Source organism: Pseudoalteromonas phenolica, assembly GCF_005876835.1.
Classification (GTDB): Bacteria; Pseudomonadota; Gammaproteobacteria; order Enterobacterales; family Alteromonadaceae; genus Pseudoalteromonas; species Pseudoalteromonas phenolica_B.
On the sequence record NZ_PPSW01000012.1, the window covers coordinates 185,726 to 209,168 of the forward strand.

At 40.7% G+C, this 23,443-nt stretch carries 20 protein-coding genes; 4 read left to right on the forward strand and 16 right to left on the reverse strand.

Annotated elements, in window-relative coordinates; genetic code table 11:
* Window positions 1-6: 6 nt before the first annotated feature.
* The 3 genes from C1E24_RS08965 to C1E24_RS08975 form a co-directional block, all read right to left on the reverse strand.
* Entirely contained in the window at window positions 7-639 is a 633-nt protein-coding gene (locus tag C1E24_RS08965; RefSeq protein WP_138480655.1) for a DUF2490 domain-containing protein, read from the reverse strand.
* A 268-nt stretch (window positions 640-907) separates the two neighbouring features.
* Window positions 908-1,144: a hypothetical protein gene (locus tag C1E24_RS08970; RefSeq protein WP_138480657.1), complete on the reverse strand. Its 237-nt coding sequence runs from the start codon at window positions 1,142-1,144 to the stop codon at window positions 908-910.
* On the reverse strand, window positions 1,144-1,851 hold the full coding sequence (locus C1E24_RS08975) for a DUF2589 domain-containing protein (protein ID WP_206078127.1): 708 nt from the start codon (window positions 1,849-1,851) through the stop codon (window positions 1,144-1,146). Before C1E24_RS08975 ends, C1E24_RS08970 begins: the two co-directional genes overlap by 1 nt.
* Before the next feature lie 172 nt (window positions 1,852-2,023).
* Here C1E24_RS08975 and C1E24_RS08980 point away from each other — a divergent pair, with 172 nt between their 5' ends.
* From C1E24_RS08980 to C1E24_RS08990, 3 genes are all read left to right on the forward strand, one after another.
* The gene (locus C1E24_RS08980) at window positions 2,024-2,584 is read left to right on the forward strand and encodes a DUF2589 domain-containing protein (RefSeq protein WP_138480659.1); all 561 of its coding nucleotides are present in this window, start codon (window positions 2,024-2,026) and stop codon (window positions 2,582-2,584) included.
* A gap of 5 nt (window positions 2,585-2,589) precedes the next feature.
* Entirely contained in the window at window positions 2,590-3,036 is a 447-nt protein-coding gene (locus tag C1E24_RS08985; RefSeq protein ID WP_171040839.1) for a DUF2589 domain-containing protein, read from the forward strand.
* Between the two features lie 115 nt (window positions 3,037-3,151).
* Window positions 3,152-3,886, forward strand: a complete 735-nt coding sequence (locus tag C1E24_RS08990; protein ID WP_138480663.1) for a hypothetical protein — start codon at window positions 3,152-3,154, stop codon at window positions 3,884-3,886.
* Between the two features lie 335 nt (window positions 3,887-4,221).
* On the opposite strand, the gene C1E24_RS08995 is transcribed toward C1E24_RS08990, so the two are convergent.
* From C1E24_RS08995 to C1E24_RS09045, 11 genes are all read right to left on the reverse strand, one after another.
* Entirely contained in the window at window positions 4,222-4,740 is a 519-nt protein-coding gene (locus C1E24_RS08995) for a GNAT family N-acetyltransferase (protein WP_138480664.1), read from the reverse strand.
* A 22-nt stretch (window positions 4,741-4,762) separates the two neighbouring features.
* Window positions 4,763-5,413: an NAD-dependent epimerase/dehydratase family protein gene (locus C1E24_RS09000; RefSeq protein WP_138480665.1), complete on the reverse strand. Its 651-nt coding sequence runs from the start codon at window positions 5,411-5,413 to the stop codon at window positions 4,763-4,765.
* 133 nt (window positions 5,414-5,546) lie between these two features.
* Window positions 5,547-5,777, reverse strand: a complete 231-nt coding sequence (locus C1E24_RS09005) for a hypothetical protein (protein WP_138480666.1) — start codon at window positions 5,775-5,777, stop codon at window positions 5,547-5,549.
* 118 nt (window positions 5,778-5,895) lie between these two features.
* Window positions 5,896-6,102 carry a hypothetical protein gene (locus tag C1E24_RS09010; protein WP_171040842.1) on the reverse strand — a complete coding sequence of 69 codons (207 nt, stop codon included), beginning with the start codon at window positions 6,100-6,102 and terminating at the stop codon, window positions 5,896-5,898.
* Between the two features lie 277 nt (window positions 6,103-6,379).
* Window positions 6,380-7,894: a polyamine aminopropyltransferase gene (locus C1E24_RS09015; protein WP_138480668.1), complete on the reverse strand. Its 1,515-nt coding sequence runs from the start codon at window positions 7,892-7,894 to the stop codon at window positions 6,380-6,382.
* Window positions 7,894-8,709, reverse strand: a complete 816-nt coding sequence (locus C1E24_RS09020; RefSeq protein ID WP_138480669.1) for a hypothetical protein — start codon at window positions 8,707-8,709, stop codon at window positions 7,894-7,896. The genes C1E24_RS09015 and C1E24_RS09020 overlap by 1 nt, the downstream gene beginning before the upstream one ends.
* 8 nt (window positions 8,710-8,717) lie before the next feature.
* Window positions 8,718-9,554, reverse strand: a complete 837-nt coding sequence (locus C1E24_RS09025) for a DUF350 domain-containing protein (protein WP_138480671.1) — start codon at window positions 9,552-9,554, stop codon at window positions 8,718-8,720.
* A 142-nt stretch (window positions 9,555-9,696) separates the two neighbouring features.
* Complete coding sequence (locus tag C1E24_RS21170) at window positions 9,697-12,474, reverse strand: methyl-accepting chemotaxis protein (protein WP_138480673.1); 2,778 nt, start codon at window positions 12,472-12,474, stop codon at window positions 9,697-9,699.
* 237 nt (window positions 12,475-12,711) lie between these two features.
* Entirely contained in the window at window positions 12,712-13,905 is a 1,194-nt protein-coding gene (locus C1E24_RS09035) for an ABC transporter permease (protein WP_138480675.1), read from the reverse strand.
* A complete protein-coding gene (locus C1E24_RS09040; RefSeq protein WP_138480677.1) occupies window positions 13,902-14,840 on the reverse strand; it encodes an ABC transporter ATP-binding protein in 939 nt (312 codons plus the stop codon). The genes C1E24_RS09035 and C1E24_RS09040 overlap by 4 nt, the downstream gene beginning before the upstream one ends.
* Window positions 14,841-14,996: 156 nt before the next feature.
* Complete coding sequence (locus tag C1E24_RS09045) at window positions 14,997-16,172, reverse strand: MFS transporter (RefSeq protein ID WP_346765672.1); 1,176 nt, start codon at window positions 16,170-16,172, stop codon at window positions 14,997-14,999.
* A 77-nt stretch (window positions 16,173-16,249) separates the two neighbouring features.
* Between C1E24_RS09045 and C1E24_RS09050 the strand changes: the two genes are divergently transcribed.
* Entirely contained in the window at window positions 16,250-17,056 is an 807-nt protein-coding gene (locus C1E24_RS09050) for an AraC family transcriptional regulator (RefSeq protein WP_138480679.1), read from the forward strand.
* A gap of 55 nt (window positions 17,057-17,111) precedes the next feature.
* Here C1E24_RS09050 and C1E24_RS09055 read toward each other — a convergent pair whose 3' ends face one another.
* Both C1E24_RS09055 and C1E24_RS09060 read right to left on the reverse strand, forming a co-directional pair.
* Window positions 17,112-20,180, reverse strand: coding sequence for an efflux RND transporter permease subunit (locus C1E24_RS09055; protein ID WP_138480681.1), 3,069 nt, complete (start codon window positions 20,178-20,180; stop codon window positions 17,112-17,114).
* Window positions 20,167-23,427: an efflux RND transporter permease subunit gene (locus C1E24_RS09060; protein ID WP_138480683.1), complete on the reverse strand. Its 3,261-nt coding sequence runs from the start codon at window positions 23,425-23,427 to the stop codon at window positions 20,167-20,169. The genes C1E24_RS09055 and C1E24_RS09060 overlap by 14 nt, the downstream gene beginning before the upstream one ends.
* Window positions 23,428-23,443: the final 16 nt, after the last annotated feature.

The window sequence follows — 23,443 nt, forward strand, 5'->3', positions numbered from 1 at the left end:
CACTCCTTAAAACTGCCAAGCCAAACCTAATACATGACTGTATTCTCCGGTTTTACTTTTTCGTCTTAACAAGTAGCTGACTTGCGCGCCCATCAAAGCATCTTTTAAAGTGAAAGCAAAAGGCACAAGACGGTATTCAGTAAGCTGATAGTCTTCATCTAAAATCCATTCTTGGCGAATATGAAAGCGCTTAATGTGAACGAAAGGTGTATCTTTATCTGCACTTACTCTGATGCGATAGCGACCATTGGTTTCGCTGTCTTTTTCGATATATTCAACGCGATTGCGTAAACCAAAGTGCCAGCCACTGGCGAGTTTTCCTGATGAAAACGATGCTTCTAATTCTAAGCGTTGTAACTGGTCATCACCTGAGGTGTTATACAAGCGAATGAACTTACCTGCTGTAGCGACTTTCACATGTTCGTTAAGCTTGTAACTCAACTTGGGCCCGGCAAAAAAACCGCTCAAGTCATCTACTCCATTTTGAGTTCTCAATTCGGTGTAAAATGAACTTGAAACCCTCCCTTGTTTAAAAAGCGTCTTATTTGCCGACACCCATAATTGCTGATCTTCTGCATTTATCTTTGCTGCGAACAACCCGCATGTCACAAACAACAACGACCATAAAACCTGTTTCATAAATATCCTCTTTAATCTAATTTATGTGTTTTGAAACAGCCTTAGTATGTTGTCTTAAAGAAGTGTTTAATCGGTGGAATGAGTTGTAAAATCAGGGGGTTATATTTAACTGAGTGGTATTGATAAGACGCGAAGTAAATTCGCTGCTACCGAAATTTATTTTTATTTGGGACTAAATAACCTTAGGTAGTACCGACTTCATGTCGGGTTATAGTTGAATTTAAAAAATGAGCTTACAGCTACCGACATATACTCGGTAGCATAGATATTAAGCCAAACTCGGTGTGTTACCTGCATCTTGCAATGACGCAGTCACATGTTGATAGTTTTGATACGCTGTTAAACCACGTTCAAATACATTCGCGCTTTGCGGCTTTAAAGAGAGCTCACTCTTACAGCAGCTACATGTAAAAGATTTACCCTGCAGCAATAAATTAGGCTCAATCACAATAGGGCTTTTACGCCCTTCTGATTCACAATATGGACAATCAATTATTGTACTCATTAGTTGTTTTTACCTCCTGAGGCATCGGCTTTAGTACCATCACCACTGATGATCACAGGCGAAATGTTGTCTGTATACGCTTTAATGATCACCCCAACTCCTTCGGGTAGAGGCAACTGACCTGCATGTACTTTGACATCGTAAGTCGCTTTGTTGCTCTTATTATATTTTTCAGTCTCACTATTTTTACTTTCATTCGAATATGACACTGAGCCTGAGACTTCTGTAGAGCCTAAGCCGTAATTCAGCTTCTGAGTAAACGATGCTTCTGCGCCGACCGACTGACTTTGCTCATTGCTTTTCTCATGAGAAAAGCTCGATTTAACTTCCATATTAAAATGAATGTTCACGTCATCAACCGCAAGCGCATTTAAAGGAAGTAAGGTCAGTAATGGCAAATGAATTTCTGACTCAACCGATGACTGCTTAGTTGAAATGTCACCCTCTTTGTTGCTGGTTGTTAGCACTGGACGAGTGAGTTTTAGTGTCACCATAATCGGCTCAAGCGAACCTTCTTTACCTGCGTCGTCACCCTGTGCAGACTTTTTATTAAAGCAAGTATCTAACATAAACTGTACTTGCGTCATCGCCATTTTATGGTTGGCCTGTGCAGCCGCCATTAATGGCCCGCCAATTAAGTCTTTCATTGGCAAACCGCTGAATTGTTGCGCCATCGACAGCAGCGCAGGCCCTTGATTTACACTCATGGTATTTTCCTTTCGTTATGTATGAGCATATAAGGTTAAAGGCTTTTAAATTTGAACAATCGTGTAAAACAGGTTTCTACTCAGGCAATTTTACGCCTTGAGATCCGAGTTCTGCCCGAGTTTTGAGATGATTAAATCGCTATTGTGTGAAAAATTTTAACTGGACCTGCATATGATCAACCTACAAGAATTCGTTCAAACTATACACACTGCCACTGCCGCTGCGGGCGAAGCATTAATACAAAAAAACCTCGGCCTCATTGACCAGTTTTTTGAGCCTGTTGAAGATGAGCCTGAACAATCAGCATCAGGTAATAGCCGAAAAGCTGCAATTAATTCGCGCACTGAAGCACAAACACTCAATGAAGAGCCTCCGGTGCAGGTAATGAAACCACGTATGGTCGCGGTGCAATATCCAAAAACTACCAAGGATGGCGCAAGTATTCAAACTGTGAATGTGCCTTTGATCACCCTAGTTCCCCTCTCTCAGGTTGAGCTCAAAGAGATGGAATTTGCCACTGAACTGGAGCTCAGCGTAAACGGTGAAGACTTACAAGTGTCATTCCCAAAACGCACCGCGAAGAGTCAAGATTTAGCCGCAGAAGGAGCCAACTTAGGCAATGGCGGAAAAGCGAAACTAGAAGTAAAAATTGCCGCCATGGAAACCCCTGATGGCTTACGTTATTTGGTTGATGGATATGAACGTGCGCTACGTTCTCAGATCCCAGGGTAATTGTTTTGGCCAGCTCATTAAATAGCTCAAAAGTAAAAATCAGTGATGCAGATCCTATTTTAAACCAGCTTATAAGTGCGCTCTACCAGGCACAAAAAATCACAGAAATAGACAAATACCATGCATTACTGAACCGCTTAAATATTAATTCAAAAGAGGAATTAGAGGCCAAAACAGTGCGCATAAGCATGCCAGTTTCCAATGATGATAAAACGCTCTCACATGCCCTGATTGAGGCGCCTTTGTTAAGCTTATTCCCGCTATCGTTTTTGCAAATAGAGCATATTAAACTCGACTTAGACCTATTTGTTGAACACGCAGAAGAAACCAAGCCAAACCTCACTTTTAAAGCTAAATCCGGTGTGTTTTCGAAAAACCAACCTTGTCGATTAAGTGTCAATTTAGATAGAGAAAGCGGTCTTTCTTCACATCTTTTGCTGGACAATCAGTAGACATTCTTTTCACCTAGCGCAAACTTTCTGAGCGCCAGTCGAGCAGTGACTAACCCAAAGCAAAATGCTATTGTCGATTAGTGTAAGTTTATATGTGATTCAAGGAAAATGAGATTTGAGTAGTTCTGATAATAACAAGGAAAAATTTAAGCAACTCTCTGAAATGTACTTATTTGAAGAGATCTTTAAAATCATCCGTATTTCCACAGGGATAAGCGTCGCTTTCTGTTATCTGGTTTTATTACTCACCAGTATGGCCTACCTACATCTGTTTTATAGTGAGTTCGGGATCAGCATTGTTAAATATGTTTCTTTTGAAGATATGCTGGCTACACCGATCAAAAATCCAAATATCGTATTTACGTATATCGCGGTAATTTTGGTTTTAGTTATTGCTGACATAGGTAATCGTTTTAGAGCCAGAAAAAAACTGGAATATGCTGATGGTCAAATGCCAAAGCGAATGCGAGTTTTGAGTGCATTGCTTTGGGCACCAAACAACCCTAAAACGAACTTGCGATTTACTCTCGCTGCTGTGTCTATATGTGTTATTGCTTATATTTTTGCATTTGCAAAAATAGAAGCAAATGATATTAAAGCTGGTGAGTCTGAGAGAGTACTTATTGTTTTAAGTGATCAAGAAGCGTCCATTGAGACTTCTTTATTGGGCACCAGTGTGAATTATGTATTCACCTATGACCACAAAGCAAAAGAGGCCACTATTTTTTATGTTGAAGCAATAAAATCGATTAAAAGCTTCAAACAAGTTGCTGAAGAGGTCAATACCATTGAAGATCAAAAAATAGGCCCCTTAAAAAGTGAACCCGAAAGTGACTCAAAAACTAAGTAGCTAACTTTTAAACTACTCTGTCTTTTCAAGCTTTAACGAAAAACTTATAAAAACTCCAGCGATAATGCCTATCAACACACTTGAAAACATGCCAAATTTCGATACAAGCGGATTTAAGGCAAATATGAAGAGAAAAATTAATGGGATAATACATAGTACTAAGAATTTCAAGTTAATAGCCACTTCTATTTTAGTTTGACAGTGGGGACAGGTTTTATATTTACCCCACTTATTCAAGGCCTTTGAAAAAAAGCCTATATTATTTTCGCATGCTGGGCATTTCATTGTTTAACTTCCCTTAAATTCCTTTTTTAAAACACATTGAGTTTAATCACTTAAACACTATTTAATGAACCCTTATTTAGTACATATTCAAAAAATTCGACGTTTTCATGTTCATTTTCTTGAGGTATAAAACCCAATTTCAACAGTAAGTTAGCAGAAGCAAGATTGCCTTTATCTACCCCGCCAACAAGGCTTCGCCACGACTCTATTTGCTCTGCGCGCTTTATAAAGGCATGCAATAGCTCACTTGCAAGGCCTTTACCCCAATATTCTTGCGCAAGTAAGTAGCCTATGTGTTTCTCAGCCTTGTCTGTATTACTAACAAATACAAAACCTAAACATGCATCGCCTTTATCTTTAATTAAAAACAACCGGCTCTCTGAGCGCATTTGACTTAACCAAGATTTAGCTTCTGCGGTATTCCTCACGCCATGAAAGTAAGGCGGCAGGCTTGCCACAACGGTCTCTGTCAAAATGCTTGGGATCGCAGCTATTAATGCGTTATCAAATACCGCTTCAGCATTTAACTCAATTAAATTGAGTCGTTGCGTTGATAAGTAAAGTGCCATGTTTCTCCTTGAGCAACAAAGCTTATGCTTGTTCAGGAAAGCACGCATCGAGGGTAAAACGTTGCACACCTGTTTTTAACTTCAGACTTTCTTGACACATTTTAGTTGCAACTTGCTCCCCGTAAACGGGCTTATAGCGTTTTAGTAAAGGTAAGTGGCATAGTGTAGGCAATATCCAACTACCAAGCTTTTCTCCAAACCTAAAGCTTTCTCGCTCTCCAAGTAACAGTGATGGTTGAAAAATACAGATACGTTGAAAGTTTAGCCCGGTCACTTTGTCTTCTAACTCACCTTTCATTTGTAAATACGCACTCTTGCTTTTAGCGTTAGCGCCACTTGAAGAAACTAAAAAGTATTCAGACACACCATTATCTGCAGCAAGTTCAGCAGCCTTTAGCTGATAATCAAGGTCAACAACACGCTGAGCTTCAATAGAACCCGCTTGCTTTTTTGTGGTGCCTAAGCAAGAGAAGAGTAAATCACCTTTGAAATACCAACTAAAATTGTCTAGATTTGCAAAGTCGACAACTTGGTTACTGATTTTAGGGTTGTCGTAACATATTTTTCTGCGCGTAATAGCAATCACCTGTGCAATTCCTGCACACTCAGCAAGTTGCTTAATGAGACTTTGACCAATAAGACCTGTCGCACCTACTACAATGGCTGTTTTCATAGAACGTAAAAATAAGTTAAGTTAGATGAACAATAATCAATGCTAAGGGGCATAGCAAGAAAGGATAGAGCTATCACTTAAAAAGGCCGATATGTACCGGCCTCAGTCAAGAACTTTATGTTTCTACGAGATACTAAATACGCGTATCTACACAAGCCTCTTGAGGCGAACTAAAACAATAACCAGGGCCTGTAGGGCAGCCAAAGAACGCATCAGTGTTTAACCAAGCACAATGATTCGTCGGTACACACACGGTATCGTTATCTGTGAAAGCGCCACCCGCTACTTGTGGTGTGGCGTTCATAGCCAGTGACTTATCATTATTAAGTTGTTTTAGGTTTTTCTTATTTAGTTTTAATTTCATTTTATTATCCTTATGAAAAGATTCCCTGCCAATTGGCAGTGCCTATAACATAAACTTGAATATAAAGATTAACAATGCTTGAGCCTTGAAAAACTCAATAAAGTTTCATGCCTGAGTTTTACAGCCCACAGCTAGCCACTAAATGCTGTTTTAAAAATGCCCTTACCTGATTAAGGGTTTGTCTATCTAAGTCATAGTGACTCCCCTCCAGTGCGATATGCTCGTAAGCGTATTCATACTCTTGCTCTTCTAGGTACTTCATCACTTCATTCGCCATATTGTAAGATGGCCATGCTTCATCTTGCTTAGATGGAACGAGTAACACTAGCCCTTTGTTTTTATAATTCGGTATTTAGCTAATTATCGACACAAAGCTGCCCAACATAGGTAACCATTACATACAAAGTACTGAGCTGATAATTATATGGTGCGCATAATGTTTTCTATTGTTTAACTGACGCTTATTTTACTTAGCGACTAAATATTGGCACGTACAAATTAAGTGAATGGTTAATTTTTTGGGATGAATGGGAGCATAAAATATTTTAGATAAAATTTGCTTAACGAAGCTATGAGGCACTTCAATTAAGCAAATTCTGTGGCTAATTCCAGTACTTCCAGCCTTTTAAGTAATAATAGAGCACACTGGGGTTATCGAGCGTTGTAATGTCTTGTTGTTGATTCTCAAAATCAGGAGGAATAGTAAACAACATGGCTTCTAGCTCTGTTTTATAGAAACGACTTTCAATATCGTGATTAACTGGTTGTTGGCACATATGCTTACAAGCCATTATAAAGCCCCATTCTCCAAAAGAAGGGACATTAACACGATATGGAGCCACTCTATTAAAACCAGCGGCAATCGCAGTATTGTGGATGGACCAAAATGCATCTCTGGCAAAGAAAGGACTGGTTGCCTGAGTCACCATCAGACCATGCGGATGAAGTCGACGCTTTAATTGTTGGTAGAATTGCTTACTATATAATCTCGCCAAACTGATTGTTTTAGGATCAGGTAAATCAATCAAGATTAGATCGTATTCTTTTTTATCTTCGGCACTATAAACAAAACCATCCTGATGAATTACATCAACTTTGGTGCTGTTGAGTGAATCTTGGTTTAGAGCTTTTACATAGTGATTCTCACGAGCAAGCTTGGCAACTGCTGGGTCCAAGTCGACTAAGGTAACCTGCTCTATCGAGTCATACTTAAGCAGTTCACGCACCGCCAACCCATCAGCCCCTCCTAAGAGCAAGACCTGTTTTGGCTGATGTAACCTTGCCATAGCAGGATGTACCAAAGCCTCATGATAGCGGTATTCATCGATCGATGAGAATTGTAAACCGCCATTAAGGTACAAACGGATGTCATTCTTGGAGCGCGTCAGAACCAGCTGTTGATACTGGGATTGTTCTGAATGAACGACATGGTCTTCATAAACACGATTATTCCAAACCTTATTCAGCTCATTACTGAAAATGAATGTTCCTACTAAAATCAATGAAACCAAAGTAAGTGCCAGTCGCAAAACATTTTTGCGGGCAATGCTCAAATGCTCGGCAAAATACCAAAGTAAGGCAAGTGCAATTGTTAAATTCATCATGCCAAAAGCCAATGATGTTTTAAATACACCTAGCCAAGGTAAAAGTAAGAAAGGAAATAACAAGGTTGCCAATAAGGCCCCGAAGTAATCTATAGATAAAACATTAGAAATATTGGTTTTTAAGTTGTAATGCTTCTCCATTAAGCGACTAAGCAAAGGAATTTCTAAGCCTATCAATATACCTATAAGAGCTGTTAACACCACGGAAGATAACTGTAATGACAAATCAAATGCGTAAGAGAAATAAAGAATAGGGACACTCATGCCCCCTATTAAAGCCAGAACCAACTCAAACCCTATAAATGAGCCAAGCAGCTTAGTATCAGACACCCAGCGGGATAAATACGAGCCGACGCCCATAAAGGCCATGTAAATACCAATAGTCAGAGAAAATTGGGTGATGCTATCGCCCAAAAAATAAGCCCCAGTTGTCGCTATAAGTAACTCATAAATGATTGAGCATAAACCAGCGATGAAAATGCTAAAAAGCAGAATATGGCTTTCTCGGAACACTATTTACCACCACGTCCTGAACCAGTTCTAAACTGGGCACTTTTTAAACTGTGTTCACGAAGTTGCTTATCAACATAGATATGACGCTTACCATGAGAGTAACTTAGCCAATCAATGTCAGCATCATCTTCATGCATTGCCCATAATGTTAAGAAAAATGTTGGCACTGCAAAAAGTAGAATAGCGGTCTTTACTTGCATTGGTTCAGTGCGCATACCTAGAGCAGCCTCTTTGGCGATCCGTCGAGCTCGTTTTCTTTTGAAGCTACTATAGCCATTTTCATAACGATGCATGATGATAAGCAGGCAGATCACAGCTATAATTCCACTTATCCATAACATGACTTTGAGTTTTCGACTATCTCCATTTAGTGCAAGCACACGAAAGTTAAACGAAGATTTACTGTATGCATTTCTAGAAGAAGACATATCATGAATATATGCAACATATTCACCTTTACTTGGGAAACGCTGCTTGTATTCAAGGTGTGTATGATACTCCGTCCAACGACCATCAGAATCTCTGCCTGACTCAGCCCATAGTTCATCTGTATAAGCAAATATATAATTGCCCTGTGCGTCGTAGATTTCTATATCAATACTTTTCCAAGAGTTCATTGCCACTGAACCTTTAACTTCAAAAAGCATTATTTGCCCGTCATTTGGCACTCTAAACTTATAGGGTGTATCCTTTTTAGAGTAAGTCGAGCCACTAGCGAAAGGCTCAATTTTCTCAGGTGAATCTAGATGACCAATCATGAGCCAACAATAGATAAATGTGATCGTAGAGATCACAAAAAGTTTATTGATAGACATGGCAACTCCTAAAGAGCAATTAAGATTGCCAACGCAATACCAATAACCATCGCTCCCTCAATAAGCGCAACAGCTACATTATTTTCTGCAATTACTTTATCGAGCGATATACTGGGTAGCAAAAGCTTATCAAAAGCTAATCTGAAGATAGGCAAGCACAAAAAGGCAATCACGCTATCGATTGCAAATAAAGTCAGACTTTGTTGCCACGACACAAACTCACCTGCAATTGCATGAAATAAAATGATACCCAGCGCGATCAATGTCGCAGAAAAACTAATACCAGCAGCAAGATTTTGGTTTTTTAACTCACTCTGAAGATCGAATTGAGTGATAATGTCATACAGTTTCGCAAAAACGACTAAAAGACACTGTCCTAGTGCATAAAAAACAAGGGCTGATGACCAAGAGCCTTCTCCAGATAAAGCGCCTCCGATTAATAAACCACTGCTAATATAGCTCGCAGCTTGCACAAAACCTGTCGCTAAATTTTGTTTTTCAATTAAATGCTTTGTATTACAAAAAGTAGGCAATAAAAATTTATCATTGATTACACGAGACAAAACAAGTAATAACATGCCACACGTGCTATAAATTGCTACATTAATCAGATCTGTAACGAGCCCAGCAGTCGGACCGTTAAGTACCGATAAATAGATGATAGTAACAGCCAATAAATAACCTGAAATTGAAACTGCCAAAGAACGATTTTTCTGCTCAATAAGTTGCGAAAAAGTGCAATATGGTGTCGTAAAGTTATAGACCCATTTTGCAGCAAACACCGTGAATAAAAACAGTACTAAAAAGCTACTATTGACTAAATAGTCGTTTAAATAAACTTCCATATCATTGTTTGTTATTAAAATTTTTGCGGATTTTAGCAGTAAGCTGTTTGCGTGACAAACTTTAATAATTAAGCAAAACGCAACAAATAAACGAAGTAGAGATAAAGAGAGAAATTGCTTCTCTCTTTATATTAATTTTCGCTTATGCGCTGAGGGTATTCATTAGATAAGAATTTTTAGACGCTGAATTTGATGTAAGCAGTTGCTGACTTTGAGCTGTTTCAAAATTTGACACATGTTCAAGTAAATGGCTCGCCTGCTCACGCATATCTTTACTTGCACTGGTCGATTGGGCAACCAAATGCATATTGTTTTGCGTAAGGTTATCAAGCTGTGCAACGGTTGATGATACCGCAGAGATGGCTTCAGACTGCTCTTGGCTTGCCTTCGTTATTTCGCTAATCATTTTATTAACGTCACCGACAACAAAGATAAGATCTTTAAATTTCACACCAGACTCAGCAACCAAAGCACTGCCATTGTGAACCGCTTCACTACTATCTTTAATTAAAATTTTTATCTCTTTCGCCGCAGAGGCACTGCGCTGAGCAAGGTTACGAACTTCACTCGCGACTACAGCAAAGCCTCGGCCCGCTTCTCCGGCTCTTGCCGCTTCCACAGAGGCGTTTAAGGCTAATAAGTTCGTTTGGAAAGCGATTTCATCAATCACTCCAATAATGTCCGAAATGCGCTTACTGCAGTTTTCAATGTCTGACATGGCGTTTACGGCAGTAGATACTGTTTCACCACCCTCTTCAGCACTTTGCATTGCATCAGCCGCACGAAGCGAAACATCAGCAGCACTGCGGGCATTTTGCTGAACTGTGGTGGTAAGCTCTTCCATAGTAGATGCCGTTTCTTCTAGGCTTGCAGCCTGACTCTCAGTTCTACGACTTAACTCTTCATTGCCTGATGCAATATTTTGCGCGCCATTATTTACCATTTGCGACGCTTGAGTTATGTCTATAACCATTTTATTGAGGTTTTGCATTAGACCATTCATCGCATCTCTCAAAATATTAAACTCTGACCCTAAATCTTCATCAATGCTTTGTGCAAGTTTACCGTCAGCCAATGAGATAATTGCCTGTTTAATACTTCGTATGGCTAACTTTCTTTCTGTAATGTCAGTCGCATATTTAACAACCTTATATGGCCGTCCTTCACTGTCTAGGATTGGGTTGTATGAGGCTTGGATCCAAATTTCGCTGCCATCTTTGGCAAAACGTTTATATTCGCCACTGTCGTAGAGTCCTTGGTTTAACTTTTGCCAAAACTGGGCATACTCGTCGCTTCTGGCATATTTAGGCTCTGCAAATATACTGTGGTGCAGCCCTTGGATTTCATCTAAAGCATACCCCGTCGTTTTCAGAAAATTCTCATTTGCAGTAATGATGGTGCCATCAAGATTAAACTCTATCACAGCTTGAGATTTGTCAATCGCTTGCAATTGCCCTGCAAAGTTTGCACTTTGCTGCTTTTGCTCTGTGATATCACTGGCATACTTAACAACTTTTATTACTCTGCCACTGGCATCAAAAATAGGGTTGTAAGTCGCTTGGATCCAAATCTCTCGGCCACCTTTTGCCAAACGCTTATATTCGCCAGAGTCAAATTCGCCATTGTTTAACTTTTGCCAAAACTGCTTATATTCAACACTGCTTGCATAATCAGGCTCAGCAAACATACTGTGATGTTGCCCCTTGATCTCTTCAAGCTGATACCCTGTCGTCGCTAAAAAATTATCGTTGGCTGTGATGATGGTGCCATCCATATTAAATTCGATGACAGCTTGAGACTTACTAATTGCTTGTAATTGACCTTCATAGTTGGCACTTTGCAACTTTTGCTCAGTGATATCTGAGGCATATTTAACGACTTTAAATGGCCGACCATTTAAATCAAAAATCGGGTTATATGAAGCCTGAATCCAAATTTCTCTGCCCCCTTTCGCCAGACGCTTGTATTCACCAGAACTAAACTTGCCTGAGCTCAATTGCGCCCAAAAAACGCGATAATCTTCACTTTGTGCATAATCTGGCTCAGCAAACATGCTGTGATGTTTGCCCTGAATTTCATTTAAATCATACCCCATCGCCGCAAGAAAATTTTCATTTGCCGTAATGATGGTACCGTCCAAGTTAAACTCTATAACAGCCTGAGATTTACTTATAGCATCTAGTTGACCTTGGTAGTCAGCAGCTTGCTGCTTACTTTCAGTGATGTCAGAAGCATATTTAACGACTTTAAAAGGCTGATTGTTTTTATCAAAAATAGGATTGTAAGTAGCCTGTATCCAAACTTCTTTTCCGCCTTTTCCTAAGCGCTTATATTCGCCAGAACTAAACTCACCTCGGCTCAACGCAGCCCAAAAGTCGGCATATTCTGCACTTTGAGCAAACGCTGGTTCTGCAAACATACTATGATGTTGGCCTATTACTTCATTTAAACTGTAGCCCATTACATGAAGAAAATTTTCATTTGCATGGAGAATATATCCTTGCAAATCAAACTCAATCACAGCTTGAGAACGCCCAATTGCTTCGAGCTGACCTTTTTGATCAACACTTTGCTGTTCGTAAGCATCCACATCAGTTAAAGATAAGATAATTAAATTCTCATTGCTGTAGCTGATACTCAATGAAAACCATTTTGCTTGATTATTATTGCAATTCACTTGAACAAGCTCATTATTGCCTGCTTTTTGTAATTCATTTAAGTCAGCATCAAAAAACGCTTTATAGTTCTGATTTTTTACATCAAACAAGGAGTAACCCGTTTTTGATAAGAAGTACTCACTGGTATTTTCGATCGTGCCTGAGCTGTTTATTTCAAGAAATGCATGTGTTTGAGAGAGAAGATCAAGTTTAACTTGAAGCGCTTGAGAAATTTCGCGCTCTTTCCTTGAGTTAAAAAACATAGGTATTCGTTCTTTAGCTGTTTATATTATTAAAAACAATAGTAGAATATTTTCTTCAAGCCAAGACTCTAATTGTTACTAAATAATGATTTTCAGATAAATACCTCTATTTTAGTCCCTAAATTAGATAAAACCGATTGATTTCGAATGAAATAGATTATGAGTTAGTAAAAATTAGATAAAGAAACACAAATAAAAAAGGCTGAATAAATTCAGCCTTTTACTATAAAGTAATGATTAAGATTTAACTGCAATCGCCCATTTCATCATGGTTTTGAAGTCTGGCTCTTTACCATACATGGTCATCCCCATCTTAAACATGCGTGCCGCCATATTGCGAATAACAATACAGCCAAGCAATGAGCTGATGAAGGCGATGGCTACTTGCCAAAATGCCACATCAATTAACGCCATTTTCATTGGCATAAATACAAATGCCGTTAATGGAAAATAACTTAACACAGTCACAGCCAAGCTACTTGGACTATCCATCATCATAAAACCAGCCACAATCGGGATCAGGGGGATCATCATAAACGCTGACTTACCACTGTGGTTCGGGTCATCGATCGCAGCTGCAATAGCGGCTATAAATGCTGTACACATATAAATGCCCACGAGTACAAACACTATAAACCAAGGTAAAACAGTAAAGTCGAAAATGCTGAAATCAAGCGCTCTACCTTCCAAAATGACCTGTACAAATGCAAAACCCAATAATGCAGTAATGGCTGTTGTCGTCATAGCTTTCACTGCATGTAACATCTGCCCGATGATTTTACCTTCAATCCACGTCTTCGCATCAATACACGAGTATAGTTGTTCGGTTACTCGTTGTTGCTTTTCGCCGGTAATTGCAACAAACACTTGGCCGAAAGTCATAAACACACCAATGACCATCAAAAATAGTAAACCATTAGCGGTAATTGAAGATTGCTGCATTGCGTCTTTGACTGCTTCATCAAGATAATTTGTTTCAAACTGAAGTGGCTGTTCAAGTAAAGCCAGTTGAGTTGGGCCAAGGTTTAAAGAAGCGGCAGCATTTGAACGCGCATAGTCGTTTAACTGGACTTGCAAGTCATTTTGCCAAGACATTTTACCTTGAGAATATAAAGTCACTTTTTGTGGTAACGCCTGTGAAGCGAAAATCAACGCACCGTCAATATTGCCCGCTTTGACTTCAGCAATAAGCACATCGTTCGATTTTGATTCTGTTCTCAGCACGAAGTCATCGTCTAATTGAAGACCCTGTAATTCAATATTAGAGACGATTTGCTGCGGCTCAGGCTGATAAAGCACTTGGTTATGCCATAAATACATACCTAGCGCCACAAGCAACATAATTGATTTGCCAATAAGCTCTTGCTTCCATTTAAAGAATTGCATGAACTCCCATTTAGCCACAGTCAGGGTTTGATTTAATCGACTCATGCGGCTTCTCCTTTTTGTACTGCTTGATCCGCTTCTATGGCGTGTAAGTAAAGCTGGTGTAAATCCATTCTTTGGCTATCGATAAACGCGATATCACCTAACTCAGGTAAATGCGCTAATAATTGATTAAGTTGATCTGCGCGCTCGGCACGAATTGCCAAAGTCGTGTCATTCAGTTGCTCAACTTCAAATTGCGTCAGCTTATTGCTTGCTTCAATTCCATTCACTGCGTGGGTGAATGTCACCTTCAAAGCACTCCCCACGCCAACTTGTGATTGAATGTCTGCCAATGTGCCATACAACACACTTTGTCCGTGATTCATCAGTAACATTCTGTCAGCCAGTTTTTCAACCATCGACATCTGGTGTGCGCTCAGAATAACCGTCATATTCTGCGCTTTTAATTCTTTTAAAAACGACACGACCTTTTCTTGGTTCACCGGATCGAGCCCTGAGAATGGCTCATCGAGTAATACCAATTGTGGTTTATGCAACACTGCACTAATTAGCTGTACTTTTTGCTGGTTGCCTTTAGACAGGCTTTTAAGCTGATCGTCTTTTCGCTCGAGTAAATCAAAACGTTCGAGCCAATAATCAATGCGCTCTTTGGCTGTTTTTTTATTAACGCCACGTAGGGTTGCAAAATACATCAGGTTCTGTGCTAAAGATTTCTCTAAATAGAGCCCACGATCTTCAGGCAAATAGCCTAATTCTGAAGCTGGAATAGACGTGTATTGCTCACCATTGACTGTAATTGTGATTTGACCTTCGTCGGCCTGAGTAAAGCCTACAAGCATGCGCACAAGAGATGATTTACCGGCACCATTGGGGCCAAGCAGTGCAAATACCTCACCTTGTTGTACTTCAAAGCTGAGCCCATTTACGGCGGTCACTTCTTTGTAATGCTTGCTGATGTTGTCCACTTTGATATGCATAACGTTCCCTATGAATAAACATTTGGCTCGATTATAACCACAGAGCAGCAATGATAGACAGACAGAAACGTTACAGATTATGAACAAATGTAAAATGATGCAGTATTTAACGTACTCTCATCTTGACGACAACACGAGCGTACGAAGCTAAAAGAATTATGCTGTTTGCTCACTTTGAGCTTGATGCTTTGCCAAATGACCGCCGATAAACTGACTCATAATTAAAGAGCAAGCAGCCAAACCCGCACCAAAGTAAAACACCAGTGAGCTATCGTATAACCATACAACCCCAAAGCTTGCAGGAATGATCACCGCGGCAATGTGATTTATGGTAAAGCTCACACCGGCCGTAGCGGCAATATCTTCAGGTCGGGCAATTTTTTGAAAATAGGTTTTAAGGGCTATGGCCATGGCAAAAAACAAATGATCTACCACGTAAAGCACCGCAGCAAACTCCGCCGACTCCACCAGCGCATAACCGACAAATACCAACACTAAACCCGCGTATTCAATGGTTAATGCTTTTTGTTCACCAATTCGACCTATCATCTTACCAATCATTGGCGCGGCAAAAATATTAATTACGTGATTGAACATATACAGCATGGTTATTTGCGCCACATCGAACCCAAACTTTTCAACCATCAAGAAACCCGCGAAGACCATAAAGATCTGGCGTCGTGCGCCTGAAAAGAACAGCAAAATGTAATACAAGCTATATTCTTTTCTCACGATTAACTTTTTATGTTGCACATTTCTCTCAGGAAAATGCGGAAAAGCGCCCATCATAAATAAAGTTAGTAACAAACCTATGCCACCAAAGAATAAATAAAGCCCTTGATAGGCGGTACTAAAGAAGGTTACGCCTAGCCAAATTAGGGCAAAGGTTGCCAATGAGGCCATGGATTTTATCGACATCAACTGACCCAGTTTTTGTGGTGCTTCATCTTTGCTAAACCATTGTAAACTCAAAGATTGATTTAAAGTTTCGAAGTAGTGAAAGCCAATCGACATTAGTACGGTAGTGGCATATAGCCCATAAACACTCGGAAATACCCCAGTTAACGCAACACCAACCGACAATAAACACAAACTAATGAGTGCAAAGGTCTGCTCTTTTAATACCAATAAAATAAACACTGCAGTAAAAGCCAGCAAACCTGGTATTTCTCGAAGAGACTGCAACATGCCCATATTGGCACCATTAAATTGTGCCGCCTCTACTGCAAAATTATTTAATAAGGCATTCCACGCCGAAAACGTGACCGCCATGACAATGGTTGCAATAGTTAAAAATCCAAACGGTGATTGCCACTGTTTATTCTGTTCCACTTTTCCCTCACATAAGCACTTTGATTAAAACGCAAGCACATTGTATGCTGTGCACAGTGTGACCAAAATACAAAGTTATGACAGATAATTTATCAAATCAGCCAAGTTCGAGCTGGATGAGTGTTAAAACACGCTTTAACCTAAAAGCCCTTGGCAAGCCTATCTACCCAAGAGCCACTGAAATGCCGCCTTGGCGGCATGTGCAAACTCACTCACACACTTGGGGGCAACTCGCTTATACCAGCGATGGGGTGTTAGGTGTGCACACGCCCGCGGGTAAATTTGTTATTCCCCCAGATCAAGCTTTGTGGATCCCTCCCAACCTTCCTCATGAGACCTTTTGTCGTTATGGCGGGCATTTTAGAAGTGTTTATATTGACGAAAAATATGTAAAAGTATTAGGTAATGAGGCCAAACTGCTCCATGTGAATGAATTACTTAAAGCGATGATTTTAGAAGTGTGTAACTGGCCACCAAACTATCAACCTGATGATAAAAAGCTACGATTTACCCAAGTATTTATTGACCAATTAGAATGTGCGCAATCCAGTAGTTTCTTTATGCCTAGCGCACAAGACGACCGCTTATTGCCAATTATTTCTGAACTGCACGCAAACCCTGGTTGTAATAAAACCCTTGAACAATGGGGCGAACTGGTTGGCGCTTCGACACGCACACTAAACCGACTTTTTCATAAAAGTTTCTTTATGAACTTTAGCCAATGGAAACAGAAGCTCCGAGGCCTTCGTGCTGTTGAAATGATTGAAGCAGGTTACACACAACAAACGATAGCCGAGCAGCTGGGTTTTGAGTCCAGCTCGGCGTTTAATACCGCATTTAAAAAGGTATTTAACTGTACCCCGGGGCAATATTTGAAACGTTAAATATCATAAAAAAATGGCGCATAATGCGCCATTCATTTAGTAATCTTATTGCTTATTAACTCAGCTTTGACAACTTTTGATTAGCATAAGCACGCGCTTCAGCAAGTCTATTACTACTACCCTGGCCTAACCGATAAAGCAAATAATAACAGTAAGGCACAAAGGCTAAACTGGTAATGGTTGAGAAGATTAAGCCACCAATAATCGCAATTGCCATGGGTTTATAATCTAATACACCTGAATCTGCTGAGCTGCTATCGAACAACACAGGTAACATACCGATCACCGTCGTTGCTACCGTCATTAAGATTGGGCGCAAGCGCGTTGAACAAGCATCAACAATCGCTTGTTGTAAATGCTCTGCTGAGCCCTTAAAGCGATTGATTTGGTCAATCAATACAATGCCGTTGTTCACCACAATCCCCATAAGTACTAACATGCCTAGCATGCCTGTTTCACCTAAGCCCATGCCAAGTAATGCAAACGTCCAGTAAACACCCACAAAGCCAAGCCCTATCGAACTTAGAATTGCAATTGGCAATAGCAATGACTCAAACAACGCTGCCATGATCATGAAGATCAAGAACAGCGCGATCATCATATTAAAAGCCATGTCTTTCATTGACTCATCTTGCTCTGCAAACTTAGGACCTAGACCCCAAGAATAGCCTCGCGGTAATGTGATGGCATTCATCATTTCGTTGAGCGACTTAGCAGCCTCTTCATGACTGACATCTTGAATATTCATCTCTATAGAAATTTGAGTTTGACGATCTCTACGTGAAATTGTTCGCGGTGCTGGGCGTGTTTCTATTTCTACCAGTTGTTGCAAGGTTAAAATAGCACCGTTCGATTCCATGACGGGTAAACTTTTAAGTTCTTCCATGGGAATAGCGCCCTGTTCATAGTAACCAGCGATAATTTCTACTTCACCTTTGTCTAAAGTCCTCAGTGTTTTCAAATTGAGACCACGCATGGCATTACCAATTTTAGTAGCTATTTCTTGGGTCGAAACACCCAACTGCATAGCACGCTGTCTGTCTACCACCAATTGCATTTCATAGACATCGCCCTCAGCACTATTTTTTACATCAGTAAAATGTGGATGGGCTTCTATCACAGGAATAAGTTGTTCAGCCAACTCGTTTAACTTTGCCGTAGAACGACCGAACAGATAAACACTCACCGCCGTTCGAGATCCTGCTTCTCGTTGCAAAGACGCTTTTGCATACGCTGATTCAGGAAAGTTGTTACGAATATCTTCTTTAATATCTTCTATTGGTCTAGGTAAGTCTTCAACAAAACGTATGCTAGTCCATGCGCCCCTTTGATAGACGCCAGAATATACCTTTTTAATGCCTAGAGATTGTTTATTTTCTAATAAATAAGTTTCGATCTCTTGCAAAAACGCAAGTTTTTTATCGAGGTCAGGTTCACCCTTAAACTCATAAAAAATCTGCTGGCGCTTTTGAGATTGAGCGTCACTTGAGCTCTTATCAACCATACTTTTAGCCAGCATGACACTGGTAAACATAATTAAGAAAAAAGCGCCCACTCGCTTAGGATGGCTAAGACCCCAATTTAATGCTTTGCGGTATTTTTGTTGTACTTTATCAGACCCAGATTCGTTTGCGCCGGCATTGTCAGGTAAAACACGATACATACACAATGGGATCAGAGTTTTCGCAACCAATAAAGACACCAATAATGGTACACAAATAGACACAGCTACTTGCTGTAACATCACTGTTAGAAAATTTTTGTCACCCATAAGTAGAGGTAAAAAGATAACCACAGTGGTGAGTGTTGCGCTCAAAATAGCCGTGCTGACTTTATCAACACCTTCTATGACTGCCGCTTTACCCGAGTCGCCTTGTGCTCGCTGTTGCAAGATACTTTCACAAACCACCACCGAGTTATCGATTAGTAAACCTATTGCGATGATCAAACCTATCAGTGTCAGCATATTTAAGCTGAATCCCATGAAATAGATTATCGCCAGTGAAATACTTAATGAGACAGGCACAGCAAGTACTACAACGCCTGTGAGTTTGAGGTTACGTAAGAAAAACCATAGTACAAAGAATGATAATACCGCCCCGATTGCGCCAGCCTTTAACAATGAAGAAATTGATACTTCAACACTGTTACCATCATCTCTGTCATATTGAATATCAATATGTTGCAGTTGTGGCTTTTGCATCACTTCATCAAGGGTTTCGCGAATGCGCTTTGCCACATCGACTACATTTGAGTCAGACTCTCTGAAAATGTCTAAACCGACCGCAGGTTGACCGTCAACACGACGCTGCCATTGACGTTCACTCAAAGCGTAATGCACGTTGGCAATGTCAGAGAGTTTCACTCGCTCATTGATACGTTGCGCACGAATATCTTCGATATCACGATATTGGCCCTGCGGTGTCACCGCATAGCGATAATCATCAGTATGTACTTCACCCACAGATTTTAAAAAGTTTGCTTCTTGAAGCACCCGAGTCACTTGTTGAATATCAACGCGATGCATAGCGAGTTTGTCAGGATCAAGTTTCACCCAAATTCTTGGCTGACGTAAATATAGCTCTACACGCCCTACACCCGGAATACGCTCCAATGGCATTTTTAGGTTATTTTCTAAAAACTCATAATCACGATTTAAAGATTTTTCACTCAGTAATGTTAATTCAACAACCGGCATATCTTGGGTTGAAAATTTCATTACGTCTACGCGTTGTAAGTCTTCAGGTAAAAGGTGTCGAACCAAATCAACCTTCTCACGTGCTTCTAAAATTGCCACATTTAAGTCGGTCGAAAACTTCATCTGTAGGGTAAGTGACGTCCACCCTGAAGAAGTACGAGAAGTGACTGAGTTCACCCCACCCATGGTTGCCAAAGCTTCTTCAAGCGGTTTTGTTATAAGACGCTCAATCTCTTCAGGCGTCGAACCTGGGTATGATGCTCTTACAAACACGGCAGGTGCATTGACCGCAGGCCAGCTATCAAGGGGAATAAGCTTACTGCTCATAAGACCAGCTACTATCATTGATAGCATCAACATAAAGCAAGTCACTGGCCGTTTTAGAGCCAGTGCAGTCAGGTTTTTGATTGATTTAGCCTGCTTCATAGTCCGCCTTACCTAAGTTCTCATTTGCCTGCACTTGGTCACGGTTAAACACACTATATAAAACAGGAATAACAATCAGAGTTAAGAACGTTGCAATCAACAGACCGCTCATCACTGTAATCGCCAATGGCGCGCGTAATTCAGCGCCCTCTCCCGTAGCCATCGCCATAGGTAACAAACCCAAAATTGTGGTCATGGTCGTCATGATGATTGGACGTAAACGTGAGTTGGCCGCTTCTAAAATAGCATCCAACATCGCGCAACCTTGCGCGCGCAATTGGTTAATGCGATCAATTAATACAATGGCGTTGTTTACTACAATACCGCTTAGCATGATCAAACCAATAAAGGTGATCACACTTAAGCTGGTACCTGTGATGAATAAACCAAAGATTGACCCGAGTACCGCCAGTGGCACACTGAATAAAATGATGAACGGATTTAACAATGACTCAAACTGTGAAGCCATGACCAAGTAAACCAAGAATACCGCGAGCAATAGCGCCATAATTAATGACGAATAAGCTTCTTCCATTTGCTGGTTTTGCCCAATCACTTGGCTATAAACACGATCAGGTAACCCTAAAGAGGCCACTTCACTGCGCACAACTTGTGCAGCTGTTGCTAAATCACCTTCTTTCACAGAGGCTGTAATGATGGCAACACGCGCCTGATCTAAACGGTTGATTTCATTCGGGCCAATAGACTCAGTGACTTTTGCAACCGCTGACAGCGGCACACTCTGACCGTTTTCACCATGAATAATTAAGTCACGGATCGCCGCCACAGAATTACGCGAATCACGATCTACCTGAACCAAAATATCTACCTGACGATCATCTAGGTTATATTTGCTCGCGACATTACCGCCTATTTTGGTTGCCAGAATATCGGTAATGCCCGCAGCGGTTAATCCTAGGCTACTTAAACGTTGATGATCAAACTCAATTTTCAGCTCAGGTTGTCCTGCTCTGAGCGATGTTGTGACATCGGCAAAACGGTTTTGCTGTTGTAGTTGCGACACCAATCTATCGGCGTACAGTTTTAACTCATCAAGCTGATAACCACTCATGACCACAACTAATGGACGTTCTTGTTCAAACATGCGACTTTGCGTGAACTCCGCATTGACCTGCGCCATGCCAGATAGTTGCGCACGCAACGCATCTTGTACAGCGCTTAGTTGTGCTGATGTTTCAGTTTTAACAACCAGTTGACCCCAGTGAGAGCCACCACGTGTCGCACTGCTCATCATCAGACTACCTGTACCCGACATACTATAGGTGTGTACCACACCCGGCATATCAACTACTGAGCGCGCCAGCAAATTAAGCTGTTGGTCGGTTTGTTCAATCGGCGTCCCCTGACGCAGTGTAACTTCTAAAGTCAGTTCTGTTTGTGCCACTTCTGGCATCAGTTCCATGCCCAATTTAGGCAACAGGCTTGCAACACCCACAGCAAAGACTAAAGAAATTGAAATGACCAATGCACGCTGTTTCATCGCGCTTTTAAGTAGCTTGTCATACCCTTTGGCAAAGATTTTATAGACACCATTAAATGCAACATAAGCCGGATAAGTAATTTTGCTGGTGCACCAGCCTATGATTTTCGACAACATCATAATGATGCGTAATATCCAACGCCCGATAAAACACGGGATCACAACAGCCACAAACTTGAACGGCATTAATAACAGGCTAAGCCATTTCTTTGCGCCTGTTTTCACTGGCTTTTCAGATTCAATGTTTTCAAGGTTTGCATCACTCGAGGCAATTGAAAACTGACGTGACGCCAACATAGGAATAAAGCTCAGTGCCACAATTAATGAGGCAAGTAGAGCAAAGGTGACCGTTAGCGCTTGGTCGCTAAAAATCTCACCAGCAAAACCTGTGACAAATGCCAAAGGCGCAAATACTGCCAATGTTGTCAGTGTTGACGCCGTTACTGCACCCGATACTTCATTGGTGCCTTCAATTGCGGCTTGCTCAACATCTTGACCCTGTTCTTTTTTACGATAGATATTTTCAAGCACTACAATGGCGTTATCAACCAATAAGCCAACCGCCAGTGCAATACCGCCTAAAGACATAATGTTTAGGCTGATGTTATTGGCAAACATCAAGTTAAAAGTTGCAATGATGGAGGTTGGAATAGCCAGTGCAATGATGATTGTCGGTTTAAACTTACCTAAGAAAAGATACAAAACCACAATCGCTAGTAGACCACCAATAATGGCCGTTTGCTTCACTTCATCGATGGCTTTTTCAATAAACTCAGCCTGATTTGACAAAATTTTCAGCTCAGCGTTTTCTGGTAATTCGTCCTGTAGCTGTTTGATTTTAGCCTGTACACGTTTGGCTACAGCCACCGTATTGGCATCGCCCTCTTTGTACAAAGCCATCTCGATTGCTTCGTTACCATTAACACGAGTAATATCTTGGCGCTCTTTTACACCATCAACAACAGTGGCAATGTCACGTAAGTAAACCGTCTGTCCGGCATCTTGTTTAATAATGACATCACCAATTTCTTCGATATAAGTAAACTGGTTAAGGGTGCGAACTAAAAACTCTTGCTGACCATCATAAACTCGACCGGCTGACACATTAATGTTTTCGTTTTTAATTCGGTTTGTGATCATCTCAGCGGTCACATCGCGAAGATTGGCTTGTTGTTGGTCAATAAGCACTTGTACTTCTTGCTCTAAACCACCACTGAGCTGGACTGCTGCAACCCCATCAATAGGTTCAAGGGCGCGTTTTAGCTCTTCTTCTGCGTAAGTACGCAGTGATCTTAGTTGTGTGTAAGATTGCGCATCACCTGAGATGCTTAGTCTTAAAATTGGATCTAAAGATGGGTTAAACCTTAAAATGACGGGTTTTCTCAGTTCAACGGGTAACATCACCATATCGAGTTTTTCGCGAAGCTCCATAATGGCCAGATCCATATCTGTGCCCCATTGGAACTCAATGACCAAATCTGATTGTCCCGGTTTTGAAATAGAATGCAGTTTGCGAATGCCTTTAACGACACCTACCGCCTCTTCAATTGGTTTTGAAATCAGTTGTTCAATTTCAGCAGGAGCCGCACCGGGATTTTCTGTTCTTACTGTTAAAGTTGGGTAACTTAAATCGGGTAATAACGACACCACAAGGCGTGAGAACCCCACCATACCGAACAACATCACCGCCAAAACCAACATGGTTATGGTTACTGGGCGCTTTACCGCAAGCCTAGCAATATTCATACTCTGTCCTTACTTC

Excerpts from the sequence above, each read along its gene's own strand:
- C1E24_RS08965 (WP_138480655.1), bottom strand. The coding sequence starts at position 639 with ATGAAACAGGTTTTATGGTCGTTGTTGTTTGTGACATGCGGGTTGTTC.
- C1E24_RS08970 (WP_138480657.1), bottom strand. The coding sequence starts at position 1,144 with ATGAGTACAATAATTGATTGTCCATATTGTGAATCAGAAGGGCGTAAA.
- C1E24_RS08975 (WP_206078127.1), bottom strand. The coding sequence starts at position 1,851 with ATGAGTGTAAATCAAGGGCCTGCGCTGCTGTCGATGGCGCAACAATTC.
- C1E24_RS08980 (WP_138480659.1), top strand. The coding sequence starts at position 2,024 with ATGATCAACCTACAAGAATTCGTTCAAACTATACACACTGCCACTGCC.
- C1E24_RS08995 (WP_138480664.1), bottom strand. The coding sequence starts at position 4,740 with ATGGCACTTTACTTATCAACGCAACGACTCAATTTAATTGAGTTAAAT.
- C1E24_RS09000 (WP_138480665.1), bottom strand. The coding sequence starts at position 5,413 with ATGAAAACAGCCATTGTAGTAGGTGCGACAGGTCTTATTGGTCAAAGT.
- C1E24_RS09005 (WP_138480666.1), bottom strand. The coding sequence starts at position 5,777 with ATGAAATTAAAACTAAATAAGAAAAACCTAAAACAACTTAATAATGAT.
- C1E24_RS09020 (WP_138480669.1), bottom strand. The coding sequence starts at position 8,709 with ATGTCTATCAATAAACTTTTTGTGATCTCTACGATCACATTTATCTAT.
- C1E24_RS09025 (WP_138480671.1), bottom strand. The coding sequence starts at position 9,554 with ATGGAAGTTTATTTAAACGACTATTTAGTCAATAGTAGCTTTTTAGTA.
- C1E24_RS21170 (WP_138480673.1), bottom strand. The coding sequence starts at position 12,474 with ATGTTTTTTAACTCAAGGAAAGAGCGCGAAATTTCTCAAGCGCTTCAA.
- C1E24_RS09035 (WP_138480675.1), bottom strand. The coding sequence starts at position 13,905 with ATGAGTCGATTAAATCAAACCCTGACTGTGGCTAAATGGGAGTTCATG.
- C1E24_RS09040 (WP_138480677.1), bottom strand. The coding sequence starts at position 14,840 with ATGCATATCAAAGTGGACAACATCAGCAAGCATTACAAAGAAGTGACC.
- C1E24_RS09050 (WP_138480679.1), top strand. The coding sequence starts at position 16,250 with ATGACAGATAATTTATCAAATCAGCCAAGTTCGAGCTGGATGAGTGTT.
- C1E24_RS09055 (WP_138480681.1), bottom strand. The coding sequence starts at position 20,180 with ATGAAGCAGGCTAAATCAATCAAAAACCTGACTGCACTGGCTCTAAAA.
- C1E24_RS09060 (WP_138480683.1), bottom strand. The coding sequence starts at position 23,427 with ATGAATATTGCTAGGCTTGCGGTAAAGCGCCCAGTAACCATAACCATG.